This is a genomic window from Streptomyces sp. NPDC001406 (assembly GCF_042895285.1).
GTDB lineage: Bacteria > Actinomycetota > Actinomycetes > Streptomycetales > Streptomycetaceae > Streptomyces.
In genome coordinates, this window is the sequence record NZ_JBIAWG010000012.1 from 209,124 (window position 1) to 232,301 (window position 23,178).

Genomic DNA, 23,178 nt, shown 5'->3' on the forward strand with positions numbered 1-23,178 from the left:
CAGGGGTCTCTCACCCCGGCGTGACCAGTCTCGCCTCATAGGCGAACACCGCCGCCTGGGTACGGTCGCGCAGGCCCAGCTTCACCAGGATGCGGCTGACATGGGTCTTGATCGTGGACTCGGCGACCACCAGCCGCTCGGCTATCTCCGCGTTGGACAGGCCCTGGGCTATCAGGACCAGCACCTCCGTCTCCCGCTCGGTCAGGTCCCCGTACGCCAACTGTCCGGTGGGGGCCGGCCGCGGTGCCTCGAACAGCCGGGAGAACTCCGTGATCAGCCGCTTGGTGACCGTGGGGGCCAGCAGCGCCTCACCGGAGGCCACCACACGCACCCCGTCGGCGAGCTGGCGGGCCGAGGCGTCCTTCAGCAGGAACCCGGAGGCCCCCGCCCGCAGTGCCTGGTACACATACTCGTCGAGGTCGAACGTGGTCAGCACCAGCACCTTCGCCGTGCCGTCCGCAGCGACGATCTCCCGCGTCGCCTCGATGCCGTTCAGCTCGGGCATCCGGATGTCCATCAGCACGACGTCCGGGGCGAGTTCCCGCACCCGCTCGACGGCCTCGCGGCCGTTGACGGCCTCGCCGACGACCTCGATGTCCGGCATCGCGTTCAGCAGGACCGAGAAGCCCTCACGCACCATCATCTGGTCGTCCGCGATCAGTACACGGATCGTACGAGTCGTCATGCACCGTTCCTGTGGTCGTGCCCGTCGCGTCGGTCGTCTCCGCGGCCGTCCCGGTCGAATTCCAGGGCGACCGGCAGGAACACCGTCACCTCATAGCCCCCGTCCTCGGCCGGCCCTGCCGTCATCTCGCCGTTCAGCATGGAGACACGCTCCCGCATCCCGGTGATCCCGTGTCCGGCGCCCGGTGACGGCTTCACCAGGTCCGGCGCGGGCGGCGGGCCGTTGACTATGCGCAGACCGAGCCCGCCGAGGACATACCCGATCTCGACCCGCGCGCTCGCCCCCGGCGCGTGCCGCAGCGAGTTGCTCAGTGCCTCCTGCACGATCCGGTACGCCGACAGCTCGACGCCCTGCGGGAGTTCGCGCACCGCGCCGGTCACCGTCTTCTCCACCCCGAGCCCGGCCTCCCGCACATTGTCGAGCAGGGAGTCCAGGTCCGCGAGGGTGGGCTGGGGGGCGTCCGGTGCCTCGTAGTCCTCGGCGCGGACCACGCCCAGGACACGGCGGAGCTCGGTCAGCGCCGCGACCGCGTTCTCCCGGATCGTGGCGAAGGCCTTCTCCAGCTCCGGCGGCGGGTTCTCCACCCGGTACGGCGCCGCCTCCGCCTGGATGGCGACCACCGACATGTGGTGGGCCACCACATCGTGCAGTTCGCGGGCGATCGTGGTGCGCTCCTCCAGCAGCGTGCGGCGGGAGCGCTCGTGCGCGGTCACCGTCTGCTGGGCGGTCACCTCCTGCACGGCGTCCCGGCGTATGTGCCAGACCGTGACGGCCAGCAGGATTATCGCCGAGAGCACGAGCATCGGACCGGCGTTGGTGTTGAGCCGGCCCCCGCCCAGGGTGGCCTCGACCACGAAGCCGTAGCCCGCGGTCAGCACCCACATCCAGGCCGCCGTACGCGGGCGGGTCCGTATCGCCACCACCGTGAGCACCACGAGATGGGCGAGGAAGCTGCCCGGCAGCCACGGCCAGTCCATCCAGGACGAGCCCACGATCGAGGCGGCCGCCGTCGCCGCCAGGGACAGCCAGAAGGCTCCCACCGGACGGGCCAGGGTCAGCAGGACCGGAAGCAGTGCGAGGAGACCGCACAGCACGGCCGCTCCGCCGCCGGTACCACTGCCCGAGAACCCGATGAGCATCGCCAGCGCGCCTGCGGCGGCCACCAGCATGTGCGCTCTCCAGGCCGCGTAGTCCCGGGCGTGACCGGTGAGACGGCGGGTCAGCCGGCCGTCGACACGCATCCGGGGCAGCGGGACATACGCGAACGCGTCGTGGAACAGGTCCTGCCGCAGCCCCCGCAGGGCGTCCGCGACGAGCCGGAACTCCGGGCTGCGCGGCCTGGCGGCTGCGCCCGGCGGTGTCGTCTGCATGTGCGTCGTCTCGGTCACGATGAAAACGGTATGCGGCGGCCGGGGTCGCGGTCGTCACCTCTGAGAGGGTCCTTGGGAATCCGTCTCAGGTACTACGCGGGGCAGGCCCGGGCTGGTTTCAGCGGGCCCCGGGGCGGACCAGACCCGACTCGTAGGCGAACACCGCCGCCTGAGTGCGGTCGCGCAGGCCCAGTTTCACCAGGATGCGGCCGACGTGGGTCTTCACGGTCTGCTCGGCCACCACCAGCCGGTCGGCGATCTCCGCGTTCGACAGCCCCTGGGCGATCAGGGCCAGCACTTCCGTCTCGCGCTCGGTCAGGTCGCCGACGCGTTGCTTCAGCGGGGCGCGACGTGGGCCGTCCAGTCGGGAGAACTCGGCGATCAGACGGCGGGTGATCCCGGGCGCGAGCAGGGCGTCTCCGGCGGCCACCACTCTGACCGCCTCGGCGAGTTGGTCCGCGGAGGCGTCCTTGAGGAGGAAGCCGGAGGCACCGGCACGCAGCGCCTCGTAGACGTACTCGTCCAGGTCGAAGGTGGTCAGGACCAGGACCTTGACGGCGGGGTCGTCGGTGGTGATGCGGCGGGTCGCCTCGATGCCGCTCATTTCGGGCATGCGGATGTCCATCAGGACCACGTCCGGGGTCAGTTCGGCGACCTTGGTGAGGGCATCCCTGCCGTCCACCGCCTGGCCGATCACATCGATGTCGGGCTGGGTGTTGAGCAGGACCGTGAAGCCCTGGCGGACCATTTGCTGGTCGTCGGCGATCAGTACGCGGATGGGGCCTGGGCCGACGGGTGTCATGGGGTCTGGGCTCCTTCGTCGGGGACGGGTGCGTGGCTTTCGATTGCGGGTGCGGGTGACCCCTGTAGGGGGATTGCGGGTGCCCCCTGTAGGGGGATTGCGGGTGCCCCCTGGAGGAGGATCTCGCCGCCGGCGGCCGCTGGATCCGGGTCCGTGGGGGGCCGGTCCACGCGTGCGTCCTTGGGGAGGAAAGCCGTCACCATGAATCCGCCGTGCAGGGTGGGGGTCGCCGTGACATGGCCGCCCAGCATCGTCGCGCGTTCTCTCATGCCCAGCAGGCCGTGGCCCGTGCCCGGGGAAGGGGGAACCGGCCGGCCGGGGCGGGAGTTGATGACTCCCAGATGGACGCCCTCGGAGAAGTGGCTGACCTCCACCCGGACCTTGGAACCCGGCGCGTGGCGCAGGGCGTTGCTGAGGGCCTCCTGGACGATCCGGTACGCGGACAGCTCCACGCCGGGCGGGTAGGGGTGGGGTTCGCCGCGGATGTCGGTGACCACGTCCAGGCCGGCGGCCCGGGTGTTCTCGATGAGCGCGTCGAGCCGGTCGAGGGTGGGCTGCGGGGAGTCCGGGGCCGGTTCGTCCGGGTTCTCGGAGCGCAGGACGCCCAGTACCCGGCGCAGTTCGGTGAGTGCTTCCAGGGCGTTCTGGCGGATGCCGGCCAGGTTCTCCTTCAGCTCCTCGGAGGGGTTGTCCACCAGATGCGGGGCCACCTGGGCCTGGATGGAGATCACCGACATGTGGTGCGCGACCACGTCGTGCAGCTCGCGCGCGATACGGCTGCGCTCCTCCAGCAGCGTGCGGCGCGCCCGTTCCTCCGCGGTGATCGTCTCCTGCTCGACCAGCTGGGTGCGGGCCTCGCTGCGGGCGCGCAGGGCGGTGCCCACCAGGACGGCCACGGAGAAGACGGCGACCGCGACCAGGCCGGTCGCGGTGTATCCCGCCCCGCCGATGACACCTTCGATGACGAAGGTCGCCACACCGGACACCGCCAGTGCGGCGATCGCCCTGCGGATCGGGAGCCGTAGGGCGAGAAGGAAGAACACGAAGGCGTGGGCCAGGACTTGGGGGGTCGCCCAGGGCCAGTCGGGGCCGGGCTGCGGCGCGTCGGCCAGGACGGGGCGGGCCGCCGTGGCCGTGGCGACCATCGCGCCGAGGGAGATGCCCCAGGCAGGGACCGGGCGCGACAGGGCCAGCACGACGGCCAGGCCCTGGGCGAAGCCGGCCAGGAGGCCGTCTGCCGTGTCGAACCCGTAGGACGTGGCGAGTTCGTCGCCGCCGGCCAGGGTGATGCCCAGGGCGATCCATGTGGCGATCAGGTACTTCAGGATGCGGAGCCAGCGGCGTGTTCGGGCGCGCAGGCGGTTGAGGAGCGTTTCGCGCGCGGGTTCGGGGGCGGCTTCGGGGGTGGGTTGGGGTGCGGGTTCGGGGGTGGGGGTCGGTTCGGGGGTGGGCTCCGGGCCTTCGGCCGCGTGGGGTGGCGTCTCGCCGTCTCCGGCCGCCGGGTCCGTGGGGGTCATCTCCTCAACCCTAGGCATGGTGGGACTTCTTCGGTTCCGTTCGGTGCGCGTGGGAGTGGGAGTGGAAGTGGCGGCGGATCACCCGGGAAGGGCGGTTCCGCGGGCGGCGCGGGCCCTGTTCGCAGGAGCGGAAGGCCGTCCAGCACAGGGTCAGGGCCAGGGCGAACAGGGGGAGGCAGGCCAGCCGGGCCGCCACCCAGGTCAGTTGGTCGGGCACGGTGTGCAGGCCGGGCAGCGGGCCGGCCGGGCGGGTCACGGCCGTCGTGGCCATGAGCGCCGTCTGATGCCAGAGGAAGATCGTCATCGCGGAGAGGTTGACCAGCGCCACCGCGGCCCAGGCCACCGGGCGGGCCATCGCGCGGCGCAGCCGGTCGCGGAGCAGCAGGGCCAGCCCGCACTGGGCCAGCCCGAAGGTGACCGCCGCCAGCGTCGGGGGGTTGAGATTCGAGATCGCCGTACCGGGGACGCCGACCATCGACGCCGGATAACCCGCCCACGCGACCAGCACCGCGGTGGCCGCCGTACCGCCCGCGAACAGGACCCAGCCCGCCCTGCGGCCCTCCAGCTCGCCGCGGGTCCAGGCCGCGCCCAGGGTGTAGGGCACCAGCCAGCCCGCGGCCACGTTCACCCAGCCGAGCCAGGACGGGACGCCGCCCAGCCCGAATCGGAGGAGGTCCACGTGGATGACGACGGCCAGGGGCCACAGCGGGTTGAGCCGGGTCACCAGCGGGGTCGCCGCCGTCAGGGCCGCGAAGACCAGCAGGAACCACAGCGGGGACAGGGCCAGTTTGACGAGCGTGTGGATCGTTTCGAACCGGGCACCCGAGACGAGCAGGCCCGCGGCCGCCACCGCCCACAGGGTCAGCAGCGCGGCCACCGGCCGGAACAGCCGGGACAGGCGGCCGCGCAGCCACTCGCCGTAGGTCGTTCCGCGGGCCCGGGCAAAGGCGTAGCCGCGGGTCGCCACATGGCCGCCCACCAGGAAGAAGACGGCAAGGGTCTGGAAGGCCCAGGAGACGGGCGCCAGCCAGGGCATGTGCCGCAACGGACTCGCCGCGTGCAGCGAGCCGTCGTCCGCGACCAGGGCCGTGACCAGCCAGTGGCCGAGGACGACACCGAGGATCGCGAACGCGCGCAGGGCGTCGACGGCACGGTCCCGGGAGGCGGGCGTGGCGCTGTCCACACGACGGGCGCCCTGCCGTATCCCGTTCGGCATCACGGTCAGCGCGCGGCGCAGGGTCGGCTCACGCACGGGTCACCTCCGAGGTCTCGCCGAGGGTGATCCGGGCCAGGTTGGCGAGGACGGTCGAGCCCGGAGTGAAGTAGCCGCTGTGACCGGCGTCGGCGGCGTCGAAGACGCGGGCTCCGAAGGCCGGGGAGACCGGGTCGGTGCCGAAGCCGATGGTGGTGTCGAACAGTTCGGCGCTGACGTGCGGCACATCCGCCACCCAGTCGTCGGAACCGCGGGCCGCCCAGACCCGGGCCGGCGTGTGCAGCGCGGCGGCAAAGTCGGCGCCGGTGCCGGGGCTGCCGACGAGGACGAGGTCGTCGATGTCCAGGCCGGCGGCGGCACGGCCGCACACGACCGAGCCGTAGGAGTGGCACACGGCGGACACGTGCGGCTCCTCGCCCACGACCGCGCGCAGCTGCCGTATGAACGCGCGCAGTTGGGGCGCGGCTTGCTCGGCGCGGCTCGTGGTGGTGACCGTGGTGCTGATCGCGCCCGGGGTGTCGTAGCCGAGCCAGGCCACGACGGCCGCCCGGCTGTCGGCGGGCGCGCGGCGGGTGAGTTCGGTGTACAGGGCGGCCGCGGCTCTGTGGAAGCGGTCGTAGGTGTCTATGGAGGTGTCGGAGCCGGGGACCAGGATCGCGATGCGGTCGGCCCGGGCCAGGTCCCCGAGCACCTCCGTGGCCCGGCCGGAGCCGCGGCCGTCGAAGACGAGCAACTGGCGGGAGGGGGCGGCCAGCGCGCGGTCCGCGGCGGCACGGTGACGGTCGCTGTGCGCGGCCGCCATGGCGGCGGCTTCGGTGGCGTTGGCACGGTTGGCTGCGTACGCCTCCCCCAGCGTGGCCGCCGTCGGCGGGGCGAGGACGGCCGGGGCCGGGGCGGGGACCTCCGGCCGGGCGGCGGCTGAGAGGGGGACCACGACGGCGGCGGTGATGAGCGCGGCGAGGAGGGCTCGGCGCCACCGCTGAGCGGCGGGGCGCGTCGCTCCGGAGCCTCGGCTCCTCTTGCCGGTTCGTTCGCCTGCGGATCGTTCGCCTGCGGATCGTTCGCCCGCGGTTCGCTCCCCCGCAGCCCCCGTCACCTGCCCCATGGCTCCGTCCCCTCCAGTCCCCCGCCCGGCCGTCGGGCTCGTCTGGATGGGAAATTACGGATCGGGACTCGTCGTTCGCGTCCCGCCAGGGAACTCTTCTCCTGCGTAGCTCTCAGGTACTACGGGTATGACCGGGTCGCCTCCTCGGGGGCGCCGGCACAGGCGCTGTCACCAGGCCAACTGCGCAATCTCCTCCGCCACCACCGCACACGCGTCCGCCGCGGGATCGATCAGCGGGAAGTGCCCGACGTCCTCCAGGAGCGTCAGCCCCACGACCTCCCCGGCCTTGGCCGCCGCCTCCGCGTACGACTCGGCCACCGCCTGCGGCACGACCACATCCGTCCGGCCCTGGACGAGCGTGGTCGCGATCCCGGTGGGCAGCAGGAGGGCCGGGTCCGCGTACGGCTGGCGTTCCGCGAACTTCTCCTGCCCGCCCAGGAGTTGGAGGGCCGCGTTGCCGCACACGTCGAGCTTCTCCGCGACCGCGAAGTCCGCGATGGGTGCCAGGGCGACCACACCGCGCAGGGGGGTGGGCCGGTCCGTGCGCCAGGGGGCGTCGGCGGGCAGGACGTGCCGGGCCGCCGCCCACAGCGCCAGCTGACCGCCCGCCGAGTGGCCGGTGAGCACCGTGCGGCGCGGGTCGGCCTGCGGAAGCAGCTCGTGGACGAGCGCGGGCAGGGCGTCCAGCGCGGCGGCGACGTCGTCGAAGGTGTCCGGCCAGCGGCCGGCGACCGGGCCGTCGCCTCCCTGGGCCGGGATCGCGCTGCCGCGGCGGTACTCGACGTTGGCCACGGCGAAGCCGCGGCGGGCCAGGTAGTCGGCGAAGGGGGTGATGTGGCGTCGGTCGTACGGTGCGCGCCAGGCTCCACCGTGCAGAACCACGACCAGAGGGGCGAGGGAGCCCGGTTCCGAGGGCTCGGAGCCGCGCGGGACGTAGAAGTCGATCACCTGGTCGGGATGGTCGCCGTACGTCGCTGTGACGTCGGGGTCGACCGGCGGGTGCGAGAAGGCCGACTCCTCTTCGGCGGCGGCGCGGGCTGCGGCGGCGTCGTCCGGCATGCTCCAACCTCTCAGCGGTGTAACGGGTTTGGCGGACCAGGTGGGAAATCGGCCGTTGGCGGGGACGGTATCAGGCCGATGACGTGCGGGGACACGGGGATGTCACGCTGGGTGAGATTAAACGGTTCTCCTCCCCTGGCGCACCACTGCCCGGCCCGCGTGCGCACGGGCCGGGCAGTGGATTCCGGCGGCCAGGGGAACACCTGCCGGGACAGCCACCGGTGCACCTACCGGGACAGCTGTCCGAGCATCTACCGGGGCAACTCCCCGAGCACCTCACCCAGCACCCGGGCCGCCCGCTCCACGTCCCCGAACCCGACGTACAGCGGTGTGAAGCCGAAGCGGAGGACGTCGGGATGGCGGAAGTCCCCGACCACACCCCGCTCGATCAACCGCTTCATCACGTCCCCGGCGTTCCCGCAGCGCAGCGCGACCTGGCTGCCGCGCTCCTCGTGGGCCGACGGGGTCAGCGACTCGACGACGCCCTGCGGGACGTACGACGCCACGCACTCCAGGAAGAAGTCCGTCAGGGCGAGGGACTTGGCGCGCACCGCCTGCACGGAGACCTCGTCCCAGACCTCCAGCGCGGCCTCCAGGGCGAGCATGGAGAGGATGTCCGGCGTGCCGACGCGGCCGCGCAGGGCACCCGGCGCGGGCGTGTAGTCCGTGCGCATGCCGAAGGGGTCGGCGTGGGAGTTCCAGCCGGGCAGGGGCGAGTCGAAGCGGTCCTGCAGTGTGCTGCGCACATACAGGTACGCCGGTGAACCCGGTCCGCCGTTCAGGTACTTGTAGGTGCAGCCGACCGCCAGGTCCACGCCGTGCTCGTCCAGGCCCACCGGCAGCGCGCCCGCGCTGTGGCACAGGTCCCAGACCGCGATCGCGCCCGCCGCGTGGATCGCCGACGTGAGCGAGGGCAGGTCGTGCAGGCGCCCGGTGCGGTAGTCGACGTGGTTGAGCAGCACCGCGGCCGTACGGCCGGACAGCGCGCCCGGCACCTCCGCCGGGGTCACCGGTCGCAGCGTACGGCCGGTCAGCCGGGCGGCCGACTCGGCGATGTACCCGTCGGTGGGGAAGGTCGTGGCGTCGACCAGGATCTCGTCCCGGTCCTCGCCCGCCATTCGTACGGCGGCCACAAGTGCCTTGAAAACGTTGACGCTTGTGGAGTCGCCGACGACGATCTGCCCCGGCGCCGCACCGACCAGCGGGGCGATGCGGTCGCCGATCCGCTCGGGCGCGGTCCACCAGCCGCTCTCGTCCCAGGAGCGGATGCGCAGTTCGCCCCACTGGCGGCGGACGACATCCTCGACCCGGCCGGGGACGTTCGCGGGGAGCGCGCCGAGGGAGTTGCCGTCCAGGTAGACAACGTCGTCCAGGACGAACCGCTCCCGCTGGTGCGCGAGTTCGTCCTCGGCGTCCAGCTTCTCCGCGCGTGCGATCTTCTCCGCGCGTGCGACGAGGTCAGACATGGGACCTCGCCGTCCACAGCTCCGGGAACACGTTCTTCTGCGCGCGCTTCTCCAGCCAGGCCACGCCTGCCGAGCCGCCGGTGCCGGGCTTCGCGCCCATCGCGCGGCGGGTGGCGACCAGGTGGTCGTTGCGCCAGCGCCAGACGAGCTCGCCGACGTCGGTCAACGCCTCGCCCAGGCGGGCGAGTTCGTCGTCCGGGTCGCCGGAGTACACAGCGGTCCAGGCTGCCTCGACGGCCTCCGAGGGCTCGTGGCGCTGCGATGCGTCACGGTGCAGGACGGAGGCGGGGATCGCGTGGCCGCGGCGCGCGAGGAGCCGTACCACCTCGTCGTAGAGGCTCGGCTCGTGCAGCGCCTTCTCCAGCTCGGCGTGGACGCGAGGCGCGCCCCGGTGCGGGACGAGCATCGACGCGGACTTCTCGCCGAGCAGGAACTCCATACGGCGGTACATCGCCGACTGGAAGCCGGAGCCCTCGCCGAGGGCGGAGCGGTACGAGTTGAACTGGGCCGGGGTGAGCTGGCCGAGCGGCTTCCAGGAGGCGTTCAGCGCCTCCAGCTCCCGTACGGAACGCTTCAGCGCGTCGATCGCGACGGGGACCCGGTCCTTGCGCAGCGCCTCGGCCGCGGTCTCCCACTCGTGGACGATGACCGTGAACCACAGCTCCATCACCTGGGTCGTGACCAGGAAGACCATCTCTCCGGGATCGTCGGAGAGGGTGTGCTGGAGGTGGGTGAGCACGTCCGCCTTGACGTAGTCCTCGTACGGCGTCGTGCCTGCGAAGTCGAGATGCGGGGTCTCGGGCTCCTGAGTCTCGGGGGACTGGTGAGCCTGTTGGGACATCGCTGTCTCCTGTGTTACTCCGGGTAGCGGTCCGCCCCTGCCGATTCCGGCACGGGGGCCCCGGTCCCCACCGGCATCCTCTGTAATCCCCCCGGTTACGGCAAGGCCCGTCCAGTGCCAGACGGGCCACACCGTATGTGCCGATCAGCCCAAGGTCTGGGCCGCCGTCGGCGAGGAGTCCTTCAGGAACTGCGTGCAGCGCTCGTACTCCTCCTGCTCGCCGATCGACTGCGCGGCGCGGGCGAGGGCGTGCAGGGCGCGCAGGAAGCCGCGGTTCGGCTCGTGCTCCCAGGGGACGGGGCCGTGGCCCTTCCAGCCGTTGCGGCGCAGCGCGTCCAGGCCGCGGTGGTAGCCCGTACGGGCGTAGGCGTACGACTCGACGACCGAGCCCCGCTCGAACGCGTCGTCGGCCAGCTGGGCCCAGGCGAGCGAGGAGGTCGGGTACTTCGCGGCGACGTCCGCCGGCGCGGTGCCCTGCGCGAGCAGCTCGCGGGGCTCCGGGTCGTCGGGGAGGTGGGTGGGGGGCGGGCCGCCGAGGAGGTTCTCGTGAATGCTCATACCCCAAGTCTGCGGGATCCCTCCGGGGGCTGGCAGGTGGGAGCGGCGGGTGCCGCCCACTTCCTGGGGGCTGCGCCCCCAAACCCCGCCATCGGCCTGAACGGCCTCGTCCTCAAACGCCGGACGGGCTGGATTTGGCCGGGCTATGGCGTTGCCTGCGGGTGGGTGGAGGTTTGGGATGGCACGTCTCGTCCCCAAGCACCGCACGGACCAAGTGCGACCGAGCTATGCCGCCCCCCACGGGTGGGTGGGGGATCGGGACGGCACGTCTCGTCCCCAAACGCCGCACGGACCAAGTGCGACCGAGCTACGCCGCCCCCTGTGGGTGGGGGACCGGGACGGCACACCTCGTCCTCGAACGCCGGACGGGGCTGGATTTGGCCAGGCCATGCCGTCCCCTGCGGGTGGGTGGCGGATCGGGACGGCACGTCTCGTCCCCAAACGCCGCACGGACCAAGTGCGACCGAGCTACGCCGCCCCCAGTGGGTGGGTGGGGGACCGGGACGGCACACCTCGTCCTCGAACGCCGGACGGGGCTGGATTTGGCCAGGCCATGCCGTCCCCTGCGGGTGGGTGGGGGATCGGGACGGCACGTCTCGTCCCCAAACGCCGCACGGACCAAGTGCGGCCGAGCTACGCCGCCCCCAGTGGGTGGGTGGGGATCGGGACGGCACACCTCGTCCTCAAAACGCCACCCGGGCTGGATATGGCCGAGCGGGGGTCAGGATGGTTCTCCTCGTCCCTCGGACAAGCGGCCTCAGACAGCGCACAGCACACCGCACCGCACACCGCACACCCCACCCCGCACACCCCTCCTCACTTGCTGAGCCGGCCGGATGGCGTCGGGCCCCGTTCCAGTGGGGGTGCCGTCACGCAGCCGTGGGTTCGGCATTCGGGGTGGCGGCAGTCCGGGGGTGGGCGGCGTACCAGGGTGAAGGCCAGGATCGCCCCGGCGACCAGTACCGCCGCGCAGATCGGCATCGCCCTGCGGAACGACGTCTCGAAGGCGTCAGCCGAGCGGTACGCCTCCGGGCCCATCCCGGTCAGCAGGGGCAGCGCGGCCACCGCGATCAGGCCGGCCGCGCGGGCCGCCGCGTTGTTGATGCCGCTGGCCAGGCCCGCCCGCGAGGCGTCCACGGAGGCGAGGACGGTGGCGGTCAGCGGGGCGACCAGGGTGACCATGCCGGTGCCCATGACCAGCAGAGCCGGAAGCACGTCGGTCAGATAGTTCGCGTCCTTGCCCACCCGCAGCATCAGCAGCATCGCGACGGCGCACACCAGCGGGCCTACGGTGAGCGGGATGCGGGGGCCGATGCGGTCGGCCAGGGCGCCGGAGCGGGCCGAGAACAGCAGCATCAGGACCGTGGTCGGCAGCAGTGCCGTACCGGCCTGCAGGGCCGAGTACCCGGCCACGACCTGGAGCTGGAGCGCGGTGAGGAAGAAGAAGCCGCTGAAGGCCGCGTACACGCACAGGGTGACCAGGTTGACTGCCGTGAACTGGCGCGACGAGAAAATGCCGAGCGGCATCATTGGGTCGGGACTGTGCTTCTCGACGTATACGAAGGCCACTGCGGCCGCCACGCCCGCCACGGCGGTGACCGTGACGACGATCGACCCGCCCGGCGCCTCGATCAGCGCGTAGGTCACCAGGGCCAGCGCCAGGGCGCCCAGGGTCGCGCCGAGGACGTCGAAGCGGCCGTGGCCGCCTCCGTCGGACGACTCGGGCACGTGCCGTACGGCGATGGGGGCGCACACGAGGGCCAGCGGGACGTTCAGCAGGAACACCCAGCGCCAGCCGGGGCCGTCCACCAGCCAGCCGCCCAGGAACGGGCCCACGGCCGCGCCGACGCCCCCGAAGCCCGACCACAGGCCGACGGCCTTGGCCCGGTCGTCCGGGTGGAAGGAGGCCTGGATCAGGGCGAGGGAGCCCGGTGTGAGGAGGGCACCGCCGATGCCCTGGAGGGCGCGGGCGGCGATCAGGACGGTGGCGTTCGGGGCGAGCCCGCACAGCAGGGACGCCGTGGCGAACCAGACCACGCCCAGCACGAAGATCTTCCGGCGGCCGTAGCGGTCGCCGAGCGAGCCGCCCAGGAGGATCAGGCCCGCCAACGTCACCATGTACGCGTTGACCGTCCACTGGAGCGCGGCCAGGCTCGCGTCGAGGTCCTCGCCGATGCGCGGCAGGGCCACGTTGACGACGGTTGAGTCCACCATGGCCATGCTGGAGCCGAGCACCGTGGTGAGCAGGATCCATCTGCCCTGGGACGAGGCCAGCCGGACGTCGGGCATGCCCCCAGGTATACAGCGAGCCCGGCGCCGTAGACAGACGCCGGGCCCACCGGGAGGTACCGCGAACGGTTACTCGATCTTCGTGCCGACCGAGTTACTCGATCTTCGTGCCGGCCGAGTTACTTGATCTTCGTGCCGGCCGACCGCAGGTCCTGCGTGGCCTGGACGACGCGCTGGGCCATCGAGCCCTCGGCGGCCTTGCCCCAGGTGCGCGGGTCGTAGGTCTTCTTGTTTCCGACCTCGCCGTCGACCTTCAGGACGCCGTCGTAGTTCTGGAACATGTGGGCGGCCACGGGGCGCGTGAACGCGTACTGCGTGTCCGTGTCGATGTTCATCTTCACGACGCCGTTCTCCAGCGCGGTCGCGATCTCCTCCGGCGTGGAGCCGGAGCCGCCGTGGAAGACGAAGTCGAACGGCTGCGAGCCGGCCGGCTTGCCGAACTTGGCGGCGACGCCCTCGCTCAGCTGCTTCAGCAGGTCGGGGCGGAGCACGACGTTGCCCGGCTTGTACACACCGTGCACGTTGCCGAAGGACGCGGCCAGCAGGTAACGGCCCTTGTCGCCCAGGCCGAGCGCCTCGGCGGTGCGGATGGCGTCGTCGACGGTGGTGTAGAGGGAGTCGTTGATCTCGTGCGAGACGCCGTCCTCCTCGCCACCGGTCGGGGTGATCTCCACCTCGAGGATGATCCGCGCGGCGCGGGTGCGCTCCAGGAGCTCCTGCGCGATGGCGAGGTTGTCGGCGAGGGTCTCGGCCGAGCCGTCCCACATGTGCGACTGGAACAGCGGGTTCTGGCCGTTCTTGACGCGCTCCTCGGAGATCGCGATCAGCGGACGTACGTACCCGTCGAGCTTGTCCTTCGGGCAGTGGTCCGTGTGCAGGGCCACGTTGACCGGGTACTTCTCCGCGACGATGTGCGCGAACTCGGCCAGGGCGACCGCGCCGGTCACCATGTCCTTGCTGTACTGGCCGCCCAGGAACTCGGCGCCACCCGTGGAGATCTGGACGATGCCGTCGCTCTCCGCCTCCGCGAAGCCGCGCAGTGCCGCGTGCAGGGTCTGGGTCGAGGTGACGTTGATGGCCGGGTAGGCGAACTTGCCTGCCTTCGCCCGGTCGAGCATCTCGTTGTAGACCTCGGGGGTTGCGATGGGCATCTGTCCGCTCCTTGAGTGTGCGGGTCGGCGTTCTGCGTGCTTACGGCCCTGACCTAGACCTTGGGGGTGACGTCATCGTCGGCCCCATCTTTCCAGAGATGAGCCGATGCTCAATGCCCCTGGTCAAGGAGTGGTCACCCCCGGGTCAAGCCGGTGCGTCAACCTCGCGCGTCAGTCGAGGCCCAGGTCGTCCTTCGAGTAGGCGAACACGTAGGGCACCCCGGCCTGTTCGGCGATCGCCTCGGCGGCCCCGGTCGCCCGGTCCACGATCGTGGCGACGGCGACGACCTCGGCACCGGCCTCGCGCAGCGCCTCGACGGCGGTCAGCACGGAGCCGCCGGTGGTGGAGGTGTCCTCGACGGCGAGGACGCGGCGGCCCTTGACCTCCGCCCCCTCGATCCGGCGCTGCAGGCCGTGCGCCTTGCCCGCCTTGCGCACGACGAACGCGTCGAGCACCTTCCCGCGCGCGGCGGACGCGTGCAGCATCGCGGTGGCGACGGGGTCGGCGCCCAGCGTCAGCCCGCCGACCGCCTCGAAGTCCAGCTCGGCGGTCAGGTCGAGCATGACCTGACCGACCAGCGGCGCGGCCTCGCCGTCCAGCGTGATCCGGCGAAGGTCGATGTAGTAGTCGGCTTCCTTGCCCGACGACAGGGTCACCTTGCCGTGCACCACGGCCTTGTCCTTGATCTGCTGCAGCAGCGCGCCGCGTACGTCCGTCATGCCGACCAGCTTAGAGGCGGCGCCACGTCCAGGTGGTCGTGGCCTCCAGCGGCTCCAGCGGTGTGACCAGGCGCGGCCGGGTGTTCAGCCCGTTCGGCGGGCCCGTCTGGGGCTCCACGCACACGGCCGCCTCCTGCTCGTCGTAGACGACGACCCACTGCTCGCGGCTGGTGACCTTCAGCTCCAGCTGCCCGGGCCAGGTGAGCGTGACGTCGACGCCGCCGGGCATGCCGAAGCAGTCGTCCCAGGGGCCGGGCTTCGGGTCGATGCGGTTGCCGGTGGGCAGATGGTCGTCGCCGCGCTCCTCCTGCCAGGCGGGGCTGAAGTCGAGCCGCGCGTCCTCGCCGCCGAGGTTCCGGTTGAACCACGGGTGCCAGCCGATCTGCGCCGGGAAGGAGGAGTCGTACGTCTCCACGGACATGGTCAGCGTCAGGCTGTCCTCGGTGAGGGCGACCACCTGGGTGACGCGGCCGGGGTAGGGCCAGGGGTCGACCAGGTCGTACGTGATGACCGCCTCGTCGGCGGAGGAGCGGGCGGTGCGCCAGGCGCCGTCGCGGGCCGTGCCGTGGATGGCGTGGGGCGGGGAGTTGAGCGGCATCTGGTGGACGGTGGCGCCGTCCAGGAAGCGGCCGTCCCTGATCCGGCCGCACCAGGGGACCATCGGGAAGCAGCCGAAGCGGTCGCCCTGCCGGAGCAGTTCGACGCCGCCGACCCGGAGCCCTCCGATACGGCCGCCGTTGCCGGGCTGCACGGTCACGTCCGCGTCGCCCGCGGTCAGCGTGATGTCTTTGTTACTCACGGGACGACCCTACTGGGGCGATCAGGGGTCAGCGGCGTCTGCGCAGGGCCCGGCCCAGAACGATCGCCCCCGCCACGACGAGTGCCGCGGCGGGGACCGCCCAGCGCAGCGTGCTGCTCGCGGCGACGGTCTGCGGGGCCGGTACGGGGGCGTAACGGCCGCGCGGCGGGGCGTGGTCGACCTCCTCGGCGCTGCGGCCGATCATCGTGCGCCGTGCGTGGGCCGCCTCGGCGGGCGGCTCGGGCGACTCCGCGAAGTCGTCGGAGGGGCCGTCGTGGAGGTTCTCGTCGGCACCCCGGTCCAGGGAGGGCGGGGGGATCTCGGTGTCGAAGACGGAGGCTTGGGCGTCGGGTTCGGGGCCGGACTCCGGTTCGGGGCCGGCCTCTGCTTCAGGCAGGGACTCGGGCTCCGGCTTGGGTTCGGGCTGGGCCAGCCCCTCCACGAAACGGTTCAGCAGGCGGGTCGCCGCCGAAGTCACCGACGCCGTCGGCAGTTCCGCGACGCGGCCGTCCGCGGAGGCCGTGCCCTCGACGGTGACGGTGGTGCCGCCGTCCGTGTCCCGGAGGCGGAGGGTGAGGGCGAGTTTGACGGAGCCGGTACCGCGGGCCTCGGTGGCCTCGCCCTCGACGGCGTACGAGCCGTCGTCCCGGGCGGTGACCCGGGCCGATCCCCGGTAGGTGACGGAGTGGCTGCCGACGCGCACCTTCAGCCTGCCCGCGACCGGCTCGGCACCGGCGTCCTGCTGGAACCCGGGAACCGCCCGGGCGACCCGCGCGGGGTCGGCGAGCGCCTCGCGCAGCCGCTCGACCGGGACCGGAACGAAGACCTCGTGCTCCATGTCGGCGAAGCCTACCCAGCAGGGGGCGGTACGTACCCTCCCCTGCACTGGTGAGTCACCCGGCGTTGGGGCCGCCGTCACCGGGGGTTGCCACCCGCCGTCACCACGGGTTGCCGCCCCCGCTCAATGGCGCGGATGCCCCCGCTCAATAGCGCGGATGCACCAGCGTCGATGCCGCCGATTCCCCGAGCCGCATGCGCGCCGCCTCCTCGGCATCCGTCGCGAGGGTCCTCGCGGTGAGTGTGCGGAGGCGGGGGCCGTGGGGGTCCAGGCGGAGGGGAGGGGTCGAGGGGCCGGGGGCGGCCAGGATGAAGCCCCAGTCGTGGGGGGCCCGGGAGGTACCGGCCGAGCGGTCGGGGCCCGCGGCGAAGCCGGAGTCGTGACCGGGGACCCGGTAGGGGACCGTGGCGAAGCCGGCCGCGCGCAGCGTGGCGTCCACCGTCCAGAAGACATGGCGCCGGGCGGAGACCGGGCCCGCGTGCACGACAAGGCGACCGCCGGGCGCCAGGGCACGCCGGGCCAGGCCGTAGAACTCCTGCGAGTACAGCTTCGTGCTGGCGGTGATGCCGGGATCGGGCAGATCGGCGATCACGACGTCGTACGCCGCCCGGGGCGCCCCGCGCAGCCAGCCGAACGCGTCCGCGGTGGTGACGTGGACGCGTCCGTCGTCGTACGCGTGCCCGTTGAGGTGCGACAGCCCGGGGTCGTGGCGGGCCAGCCGGACGAGGCCCGCGTCGAGCTCGACGACGTCGACCCGCCGCACGTCCCGGTGGCGCAGTACCTCCCGCGCGGCCAGCCCGTCCCCGCCGCCGAGGATCAGCACGCGCGCGTGGGCGCCGTACATCGCGGGATGGACCAGCGCCTCGTGGTAGCGGCGCTCGTCGCGGCCGCCGACCCGCAGCCGGCCGTCCAGGAAGAGGTCGAGCGGGCGGCCGTGCGTGCCGCCGGTGAGGACGACTTCCTGGACGTCGGTCTGCAGGGCGACGCGTACGTCCTTGCCGTACACCGCGTGCCGGGCGGCGCGTTCGAAGTCGTCGACGAGTACGGCGGCCGAGGCGAGGACGCCGAGGACGGTGACGTTGGCGATCAGGAGCAGCCAGCGGGCGCGCCGGGTGAGGTCGCGGCGGAACAGCCCGAGCACCAGGGCACCGCCCGCGACGACGTTGACGGTGCCGGTGAGCAGGGTGCCGGTCAGCTGGCCCAGGAACGGCAGGAGCAGGAAGGGGAAGGCCAGGCCTCCGGCGAGCGCTCCGACGTAGTCCGCGGCGAACAGGTCGGCCACGGCGCCGCCCGCGTCCTGGCGCCGGATGCGCTGGATCAGTTCCATCAGCAGCGGGACTTCGGCGCCGATGAGCAGACCGATGGCGAGGGAGAAGGCGACGAGGAGGCCGCGGGGGCCGTTGGCCCACATGCCGCCCCAGCCGCCGGTCCAGGCGAAGGCCGCGTAGAGCGCCATCGCGCTGCAGCCGCCGATGAGCGCGAGCCCCGCCTCCACGGCGCCGAATCCGGCGGCGGCGTGCCAGCGCAGCCGTTTCGCGGCGAGGGAGCCGATGCCCATCGCGAAGACCATGACGGACAGGACGACGGATGCCTGGGTGACCGAGTCGCCGATCAAGTACGAGGCGAGGGCGACGAGTTCGAGTTCGTACACGAGTCCGCAGGCCGCGCAGACGAAGACGCACGCGAGGACGAGGAACCGGCCGGTCGCCGGCCGCACGGGCAGCCGCACGGGAGGGCCCCAGGGCGGCGGTGTGCCGGGTGGGGCGGGCGCCTGCGGTTCGATCACTCTGCGACGTTACGTCACACGCTCGGTACGCTTCGTCACCCACACGTGTGGATCTGAAGCACGTTGACACGCAAGGTGTTTGACGGCCTAGCCGAGTTGGGCCGCCGGCACCCGTACGCCCACCCGCGTCCGGGTCGCGACCAGTTGGCCGTCCTGCGGATACGCATGCCAGGTACGCCAGTGCACTTGGCCCTCGTGTCGCTGGGCGAGCAACGCCGTGAAGGCGTGCGGGCTGCCGGGGAAGACGCCGGCGAGGCCGTGCGGATGGTCGGAGACAAGGGCCAGCAACTCCTGGGCGCGGCCCGCGAACGATCCGGGCGAGAGCACCTCCACCCGGGCCGCGAACTCGTACTCCCAGTCACCGACCCGCTTGGCGACGCCGAGCGGCAGGGGCGTGCTGGACCCCGGAATGCACGCCACCGTCTCCGAACAGCCTCCCCGCTCCTCCTCGAGAAGTACCTGGTGGGACGCTCCGAGAAGTCTCAACTGGAGCTTCGCGCCGGTTAATTCGAGGTCGAGCGTGGCCAGGGCGGGGAGCGGCTCGCGCCCCAGGGCCCAGGCTAGGTCGGCCGCGCGCGTATCGGTGTAGGAGGTGTTCAGGGTCGTGAGCATGGATCGGCTCCGCTGGCACGCAAAGAGAAAAGGGAGTGTGGTCCGGCGCACCTCGGTCGGTACCGGGAGATCGGCCGCGTCTGCCGGTGGGGCCCCGCCTGCCCAGCCGGGGAGAAGGCTTCTGCAGGGCGTCCGAGGGGCTGCGTTGGTGATTTAGAGGGAATCATGAACTGTGGCGCCGCCACAGCGTTTTTACCCAACTTCGTGGGGTTTCCATCCCTCAGGGGGCTCCACAGCTCAACTGTTCAACAACAGAGTGCGCCTGGCGCCCCGCGCGTACGCCGGAGCGCCCGCCGGATGCCTTCTCCCGGCGGGCGCTCGGTGTGCGGCCCGGATACGGTTCCCCCTGTTCTCCGGAGCTCAGCTGCCCCGTGTCAGCTGCCTCCCCCGCATCCGCCCCCGCCGCCGCCACATCCGCCGCCCCCGCCGCAGGACGAGCCGCCCCCGCACGAGGAGTGACCACCGCCGCCGCACGAGGAGTGACCCCCGTGGTGCCCGTGGTGCCCGTGATGCCCCCCGGACGAGCCGCTGTCCGCGGCCCCGGCCGCCCACCAGCTGGCACTGCTGCCGCCGTCGTACGACGACGAGGACGACGAGCGGGAGCCACTGCGGTACCGCTTGCCGTACCGGTTCTTGCGCGATCCCTTCGCCACGGCCCCGACGAACAGGACCGCGGCGATCACCGCCAGGATGATGCCGATGACCATGGCGTCACCCTCCTTCCGTTCCCCCGAAGCGGCCCCCCGTGGGCGCCTCGCTCTCCCGCGGCCGCCGTGCGACTGCCGCGTGACACGGGGATGCCCGGCCGCTCCGCCGGCCAAAGCAGAGTTGAGGAACTCCAGAGCTTCGGCGCAGGATGGCCCGCATGACCTCCAGCGCACGCCCGCTCCTCAACCGCCGGCTCGCCGAGTTCGGGACGACGATCTTCGCCGAGATGTCCGCCCTGGCGGTACGGACAGGCGCGATCAATCTGGGCCAGGGCTTCCCCGACACGGACGGACCCGAGGAGATCCGGGAGGCGGCCGTGCGCGCCCTGCGCGAGGGCCGCGGCAACCAGTACCCGCCCGGTCCCGGCATCCCCGAGCTGCGCATCGCGATCGCCGCGCACCAGCTGCGCCGCTACGGCCTGTCCTACGACCCCGACACCGAGGTGCTGGTGACGGCGGGGGCCACCGAGGCCATCGCCGCCGCCCTCCTCGCGCTGCTCGAACCGGGTGACGAGGTCATCGCGTTCGAGCCGTACTACGACTCCTACGCCGCGAGCATCGCCATGGCGGGCGGCACCCGTGTGCCGGTCACCCTGCGCCCGCACCGCGAGCGGGGGGCGGGCTTCCGTCTCGACCTCGACGAGCTGCGCGCGGCGGTGACCGACCGCACCCGGCTGCTGCTGATCAACACCCCGCACAACCCGACCGGCACGGTCCTCACCCGTGCCGAGCTGACCGCGATCGCGGAGCTGGCGGTGGAGCGGGACCTGCTGGTGGTGACGGACGAGGTCTACGAGCACCTGGTCTTCGACGACGCCGAACACCTGCCCCTCGTGTCCTTCCCCGGGATGCGCGAGCGGACGGTGACGATCGGCTCGGCGGGCAAGACGTTCTCCTTCACCGGCTGGAAGGTCGGCTGGGTGACGGCCACACCGGAACTGGTGACGGCGGTGCGCTCGGTGAAGCAGTTCCTGACGTACGTGGCCTCGGGCCCGTTCCAGTACGCGGTGGCCGAGGCCCTGGCGCTCCCCGACGCGTACTTCACCGGCTACCGCGCGGACATGCTGGCCAGGCGTGATGTGCTGGCGGAGGGTCTGGCGGAGGCAGGCTTCGAGGTCTTCAGGCCCGCCGGCACCTACTTCGTCACCACCGACATCCGCCCGCTCGGCGAGAAGGACGGCTTCGCCTTCTGCCGTGCCCTGCCCGAGCGCGCGGGCGTGGTGGCCATCCCGAACGCCGTCTTCTACGACGACCGGGACGCGGGCGCCCCCTTCGTCCGCTTCGCCTTCTGCAAGCGGGAAGAGGTCCTGCGGGAGGCGGTGGAGCGCCTGCGCCGCCTGTGACTCAGGCCGCGGCCTGGGTCTGCTTGAGCAGGTCCACGGCCGCGGCGAGGCTCAGTCCCGGGAGGGCTTCGCGCAGGGCCTTGACGGCCTTGATCTCCTGTTCCCTGGCGTCCAGCTTGGCCTCGGCGAGCACCTGGGCCGCCCAGCGCACACGCGGGTCCCTGCCGTCGCCGATTCCGTCGACTATCTCCAGGGCCCGCCGGAGTCCGGCTGCCGTGTCGGTCCCGATGGCGTCGTTCAGTGCCCGCTGGATCGCGGCGCGCGCCTCGTCCAGGTCGTTCAGTACGACGAAGTGCGTTTCCTTCTTGCTGAACACTCTTCCCCCTTGGTCGGTCGGTGGGCCGATCGGTGTGTCGATCGGTGTATCGGTCACCGACGATCTTTGCCGAACCGCGGCCGTGCGGGCGTGAGGGACACGCCGCCCCGTGTCACGCAGCCACGCCGGACGGCGCGAAAACGCACCCGCACGGCCGCCCATCGCTCGCGACGGCCCGTTTCCTCCTGCAATGTGCGGGTGTGACCCACGCCACGACCGTCGCAACGCCCACCGTCACCGAACCCGAGACGCTGCACCGTGCGCGCCCCGGGCTGTCCACGGGCTCCGCGCTGTCCCTCGCCGCGGCGAGCGCGGTGGCCGTCGGGCTGTTCCTCGCCGCCCGGCTCGCCGGAACGGCCGTGCTCGCCGTGGCCGCCTGGGCCACCGGCAGGCAGCCGCTCGCCCTGCTCGGCCGGTCCTGGGACTCGGCCTGGTACCTGGGCATCGCCGCGCACGGCTACGGCCGCACCCTGTACTTCCACCCGACCGTCATCCACAGCGACCTGGCGTTCTTCCCGCTCTACCCGGCGCTGGTGCGGGTCATGACCGCCCTGACCCCGCTGAGCGGGGGCGCCGCCGGGCTGATCGTGTCGTGGACCGCGGCCGGGATCGCCGCCGGCGGGATCTACGCGATCGGGGCGCGGCTGCACGGGCGGGCGGTGGGCACGGCATTGGTGCTGCTGTGGGCGCTGCTCCCGCACTCCGTGGTGCTGTCGATGGCGTACACCGAGCCGGTGCTCACCGCCTTCGCCGCCTGGTCGCTGTACGCGGTCCTGAGCGGGAGCTGGCTGTGGGCGGGGAGCCTCGCGGCGCTGGCCGGGCTGTCCCGGCCCAACGGTTTCGCGGTCGCCGCCGCCGTCCTGGCCGCGGCCCTCTGCGAGGCGTACCGGACCTTCCGGCGCACCGGCCGGGTTTCCCACAGGCTGTGGACGGGCGCCGCGCTGGCCCCGCTGGGGTGGACGGCGTATGTGCTCTGGGTCGGCCGGCGCAAGGGGGATCTGCTCGGCGGCTACTTCGAGGTGCAGCGGCTGTGGGGGTCCCGGTTCGACTTCGGGCACGGGTCGCTGCACTTCGTGCGCCAGCTGCTGCTGCACGGCAACCGGTTCGTCTTCCCCATGACCATGGTGATCGTGGCGGCGGCCGTGCTGATGTACGCGCTGCTGATCGCCGACCGCGCCCCGCTGCCGCTCGTCGTCCACAGCGGGGTGCTGCTGCTCATCGCGCTCGGCGGCTCCGGCTTCTTCGAGTCCAAGCCGCGTTTCCTGCTGCCCGCCTTCCCGCTGCTGCTGCCGCTGGCCCGGGCGCTGGTGCGGACGGCGAGAGCCCGGCCCTGGCACGCGACCGTGGTGGTCTGCGCCCTGGCCGGGCTCTCCTTCGTCTACGGGGCGTATCTGGTCGTGATCGCCCACACCCCGCTGTAGCTCCGCGGAGCCGAGGGTTCTACTCCTCGTCGTCCTCGGGCTTCTCGGCCTCGTTGACCTCCTCCTCGAGGCCGAGCTGCTCGACCAGCCACTTGTCGAACTCGATCGCGGCCCGCACCCAGCTGACCGTGGAGGAGACGAAGTGGTTGAGGTCGACGCCGGTGCCGATCAGCATCTGCGCCTCACCGATGAGGCGGACGGTGCCGTCGTCGTGGGTGTGGCTGTACACCTTGGGCCACAGGGTCCGCCGGTTCCAGTCGTCGATGGACTCCAGCAGCAGCGGCTTCTCGTCGATCTTGTGGGGCCGGTCGTAGAAGGTCCGCACCGAGAAGACCGCCTGTTCGGCCTCCCCGCGGAACATGAAGTACGTACGGAACTGCTCCCACGGCGCCGCGAGGTCCCCCTCGTCGTCGACGACGTACTTGAGCTCCATCTGGTCGAGGAGCTGCTTCACGAGGTCCTGATCCGGGACGACGGGGCCCGCCGGTCCTTGGGGCTGCGGCTCGGGCTGGCCCCCGAAGTTCGGAATCGAGGACGGGTCGATGCTCACCGTGTATTTCCCTTCGTACGGATTCCGCCA

The 23,178-nt window shown here is 72.2% G+C and carries 22 protein-coding genes; 2 read left to right on the forward strand and 20 right to left on the reverse strand.

Annotation, left to right across the window (positions count from 1 at the left end; all coding sequences use genetic code 11):
- Nucleotides 1-10: 10 nt before the first annotated feature.
- From ACFY1J_RS28720 to ACFY1J_RS28805, 18 genes are all read right to left on the reverse strand, one after another.
- Complete coding sequence (locus ACFY1J_RS28720) at nucleotides 11-685, reverse strand: response regulator (protein WP_390732230.1); 675 nt, start codon at nucleotides 683-685, stop codon at nucleotides 11-13.
- Entirely contained in the window at nucleotides 682-2,073 is a 1,392-nt protein-coding gene (locus ACFY1J_RS28725; protein WP_390708146.1) for a sensor histidine kinase, read from the reverse strand. The genes ACFY1J_RS28720 and ACFY1J_RS28725 overlap by 4 nt, the downstream gene beginning before the upstream one ends.
- Nucleotides 2,074-2,173: 100 nt before the next feature.
- Nucleotides 2,174-2,857 carry a response regulator gene (locus tag ACFY1J_RS28730; protein WP_390708147.1) on the reverse strand — a complete coding sequence of 228 codons (684 nt, stop codon included), beginning with the start codon at nucleotides 2,855-2,857 and terminating at the stop codon, nucleotides 2,174-2,176.
- Nucleotides 2,854-4,374 carry a sensor histidine kinase gene (locus ACFY1J_RS28735; RefSeq protein ID WP_390708148.1) on the reverse strand — a complete coding sequence of 507 codons (1,521 nt, stop codon included), beginning with the start codon at nucleotides 4,372-4,374 and terminating at the stop codon, nucleotides 2,854-2,856. The genes ACFY1J_RS28730 and ACFY1J_RS28735 overlap by 4 nt, the downstream gene beginning before the upstream one ends.
- A 10-nt stretch (nucleotides 4,375-4,384) precedes the next feature.
- Nucleotides 4,385-5,590 (reverse strand): acyltransferase, encoded by a 1,206-nt coding sequence (locus ACFY1J_RS28740; protein WP_390732280.1) that lies wholly within the window; start codon nucleotides 5,588-5,590, stop codon nucleotides 4,385-4,387.
- 28 nt (nucleotides 5,591-5,618) lie between these two features.
- Nucleotides 5,619-6,521 carry an alpha/beta hydrolase gene (locus ACFY1J_RS28745; protein ID WP_390708149.1) on the reverse strand — a complete coding sequence of 301 codons (903 nt, stop codon included), beginning with the start codon at nucleotides 6,519-6,521 and terminating at the stop codon, nucleotides 5,619-5,621.
- A 339-nt stretch (nucleotides 6,522-6,860) separates the two neighbouring features.
- Nucleotides 6,861-7,751, reverse strand: coding sequence for an alpha/beta hydrolase family protein (locus tag ACFY1J_RS28750; RefSeq protein ID WP_390708150.1), 891 nt, complete (start codon nucleotides 7,749-7,751; stop codon nucleotides 6,861-6,863).
- A 251-nt stretch (nucleotides 7,752-8,002) separates the two neighbouring features.
- Nucleotides 8,003-9,217: a kynureninase gene (kynU, locus tag ACFY1J_RS28755; protein ID WP_390732231.1), complete on the reverse strand. Its 1,215-nt coding sequence runs from the start codon at nucleotides 9,215-9,217 to the stop codon at nucleotides 8,003-8,005.
- Nucleotides 9,210-10,058: a tryptophan 2,3-dioxygenase family protein gene (locus tag ACFY1J_RS28760; RefSeq protein ID WP_390732232.1), complete on the reverse strand. Its 849-nt coding sequence runs from the start codon at nucleotides 10,056-10,058 to the stop codon at nucleotides 9,210-9,212. Before ACFY1J_RS28760 ends, kynU begins: the two co-directional genes overlap by 8 nt.
- Nucleotides 10,059-10,202: 144 nt before the next feature.
- Complete coding sequence (locus ACFY1J_RS28765) at nucleotides 10,203-10,616, reverse strand: DUF3151 domain-containing protein (protein WP_390708153.1); 414 nt, start codon at nucleotides 10,614-10,616, stop codon at nucleotides 10,203-10,205.
- Nucleotides 10,617-11,432: 816 nt separating this feature from the next.
- A complete protein-coding gene (locus ACFY1J_RS28770; protein WP_390708154.1) occupies nucleotides 11,433-12,905 on the reverse strand; it encodes an MFS transporter in 1,473 nt (490 codons plus the stop codon).
- A gap of 119 nt (nucleotides 12,906-13,024) precedes the next feature.
- Nucleotides 13,025-14,056, reverse strand: a complete 1,032-nt coding sequence (fbaA, locus tag ACFY1J_RS28775) for a class II fructose-bisphosphate aldolase (RefSeq protein ID WP_363296342.1) — start codon at nucleotides 14,054-14,056, stop codon at nucleotides 13,025-13,027.
- 171 nt (nucleotides 14,057-14,227) lie between these two features.
- Nucleotides 14,228-14,776 carry an orotate phosphoribosyltransferase gene (gene pyrE / locus ACFY1J_RS28780; RefSeq protein ID WP_390708155.1) on the reverse strand — a complete coding sequence of 183 codons (549 nt, stop codon included), beginning with the start codon at nucleotides 14,774-14,776 and terminating at the stop codon, nucleotides 14,228-14,230.
- A gap of 10 nt (nucleotides 14,777-14,786) precedes the next feature.
- Nucleotides 14,787-15,575 (reverse strand): aldose 1-epimerase, encoded by a 789-nt coding sequence (locus ACFY1J_RS28785; protein WP_390708156.1) that lies wholly within the window; start codon nucleotides 15,573-15,575, stop codon nucleotides 14,787-14,789.
- A 28-nt stretch (nucleotides 15,576-15,603) separates the two neighbouring features.
- Nucleotides 15,604-16,413, reverse strand: a complete 810-nt coding sequence (locus tag ACFY1J_RS28790) for an SRPBCC domain-containing protein (RefSeq protein WP_390732233.1) — start codon at nucleotides 16,411-16,413, stop codon at nucleotides 15,604-15,606.
- 145 nt (nucleotides 16,414-16,558) lie between these two features.
- Nucleotides 16,559-18,199, reverse strand: coding sequence for a polyamine aminopropyltransferase (locus tag ACFY1J_RS28795; RefSeq protein ID WP_390708158.1), 1,641 nt, complete (start codon nucleotides 18,197-18,199; stop codon nucleotides 16,559-16,561).
- 87 nt (nucleotides 18,200-18,286) lie between these two features.
- Complete coding sequence (locus tag ACFY1J_RS28800) at nucleotides 18,287-18,811, reverse strand: DUF2617 family protein (protein WP_390708159.1); 525 nt, start codon at nucleotides 18,809-18,811, stop codon at nucleotides 18,287-18,289.
- Nucleotides 18,812-19,185: 374 nt separating this feature from the next.
- The gene (locus ACFY1J_RS28805) at nucleotides 19,186-19,518 is read right to left on the reverse strand and encodes a hypothetical protein (protein WP_390708160.1); all 333 of its coding nucleotides are present in this window, start codon (nucleotides 19,516-19,518) and stop codon (nucleotides 19,186-19,188) included.
- A 149-nt stretch (nucleotides 19,519-19,667) separates the two neighbouring features.
- Between ACFY1J_RS28805 and ACFY1J_RS28810 the strand changes: the two genes are divergently transcribed.
- Nucleotides 19,668-20,861 (forward strand): pyridoxal phosphate-dependent aminotransferase, encoded by a 1,194-nt coding sequence (locus ACFY1J_RS28810; RefSeq protein ID WP_390732234.1) that lies wholly within the window; start codon nucleotides 19,668-19,670, stop codon nucleotides 20,859-20,861.
- A 1-nt stretch (nucleotide 20,862) separates the two neighbouring features.
- Here the strand turns inward: ACFY1J_RS28810 and ACFY1J_RS28815 are convergent, their stop codons facing one another.
- Nucleotides 20,863-21,177: a hypothetical protein gene (locus tag ACFY1J_RS28815; protein WP_390708162.1), complete on the reverse strand. Its 315-nt coding sequence runs from the start codon at nucleotides 21,175-21,177 to the stop codon at nucleotides 20,863-20,865.
- A 200-nt stretch (nucleotides 21,178-21,377) separates the two neighbouring features.
- On the opposite strand from ACFY1J_RS28815, the gene ACFY1J_RS28820 reads away from it, so the two are divergent.
- Complete coding sequence (locus ACFY1J_RS28820) at nucleotides 21,378-22,598, forward strand: hypothetical protein (RefSeq protein ID WP_390708163.1); 1,221 nt, start codon at nucleotides 21,378-21,380, stop codon at nucleotides 22,596-22,598.
- A gap of 19 nt (nucleotides 22,599-22,617) precedes the next feature.
- Here ACFY1J_RS28820 and ACFY1J_RS28825 read toward each other — a convergent pair whose 3' ends face one another.
- Complete coding sequence (locus ACFY1J_RS28825; RefSeq protein WP_390708164.1) at nucleotides 22,618-23,148, reverse strand: YbjN domain-containing protein; 531 nt, start codon at nucleotides 23,146-23,148, stop codon at nucleotides 22,618-22,620.
- Nucleotides 23,149-23,178: the final 30 nt, after the last annotated feature.

Bases quoted from the DNA above. Each gene is read 5' to 3' on its own strand.
- ACFY1J_RS28720 (WP_390732230.1), bottom strand. From the start codon at position 685: ATGACGACTCGTACGATCCGTGTACTGATCGCGGACGACCAGATGATG.
- ACFY1J_RS28730 (WP_390708147.1), bottom strand. From the start codon at position 2,857: ATGACACCCGTCGGCCCAGGCCCCATCCGCGTACTGATCGCCGACGAC.
- ACFY1J_RS28735 (WP_390708148.1), bottom strand. From the start codon at position 4,374: ATGACCCCCACGGACCCGGCGGCCGGAGACGGCGAGACGCCACCCCAC.
- ACFY1J_RS28740 (WP_390732280.1), bottom strand. From the start codon at position 5,590: ATGCCGAACGGGATACGGCAGGGCGCCCGTCGTGTGGACAGCGCCACG.
- ACFY1J_RS28750 (WP_390708150.1), bottom strand. From the start codon at position 7,751: ATGCCGGACGACGCCGCCGCAGCCCGCGCCGCCGCCGAAGAGGAGTCG.
- kynU (WP_390732231.1), bottom strand. From the start codon at position 9,217: ATGTCTGACCTCGTCGCACGCGCGGAGAAGATCGCACGCGCGGAGAAG.
- ACFY1J_RS28760 (WP_390732232.1), bottom strand. From the start codon at position 10,058: ATGTCCCAACAGGCTCACCAGTCCCCCGAGACTCAGGAGCCCGAGACC.
- ACFY1J_RS28765 (WP_390708153.1), bottom strand. From the start codon at position 10,616: ATGAGCATTCACGAGAACCTCCTCGGCGGCCCGCCCCCCACCCACCTC.
- ACFY1J_RS28770 (WP_390708154.1), bottom strand. From the start codon at position 12,905: ATGCCCGACGTCCGGCTGGCCTCGTCCCAGGGCAGATGGATCCTGCTC.
- fbaA (WP_363296342.1), bottom strand. From the start codon at position 14,056: ATGCCCATCGCAACCCCCGAGGTCTACAACGAGATGCTCGACCGGGCG.
- pyrE (WP_390708155.1), bottom strand. From the start codon at position 14,776: ATGACGGACGTACGCGGCGCGCTGCTGCAGCAGATCAAGGACAAGGCC.
- ACFY1J_RS28790 (WP_390732233.1), bottom strand. From the start codon at position 16,413: ATGGAGCACGAGGTCTTCGTTCCGGTCCCGGTCGAGCGGCTGCGCGAG.
- ACFY1J_RS28800 (WP_390708159.1), bottom strand. From the start codon at position 18,811: ATGCTCACGACCCTGAACACCTCCTACACCGATACGCGCGCGGCCGAC.
- ACFY1J_RS28805 (WP_390708160.1), bottom strand. From the start codon at position 19,518: ATGGTCATCGGCATCATCCTGGCGGTGATCGCCGCGGTCCTGTTCGTC.
- ACFY1J_RS28810 (WP_390732234.1), top strand. From the start codon at position 19,668: ATGGCCCGCATGACCTCCAGCGCACGCCCGCTCCTCAACCGCCGGCTC.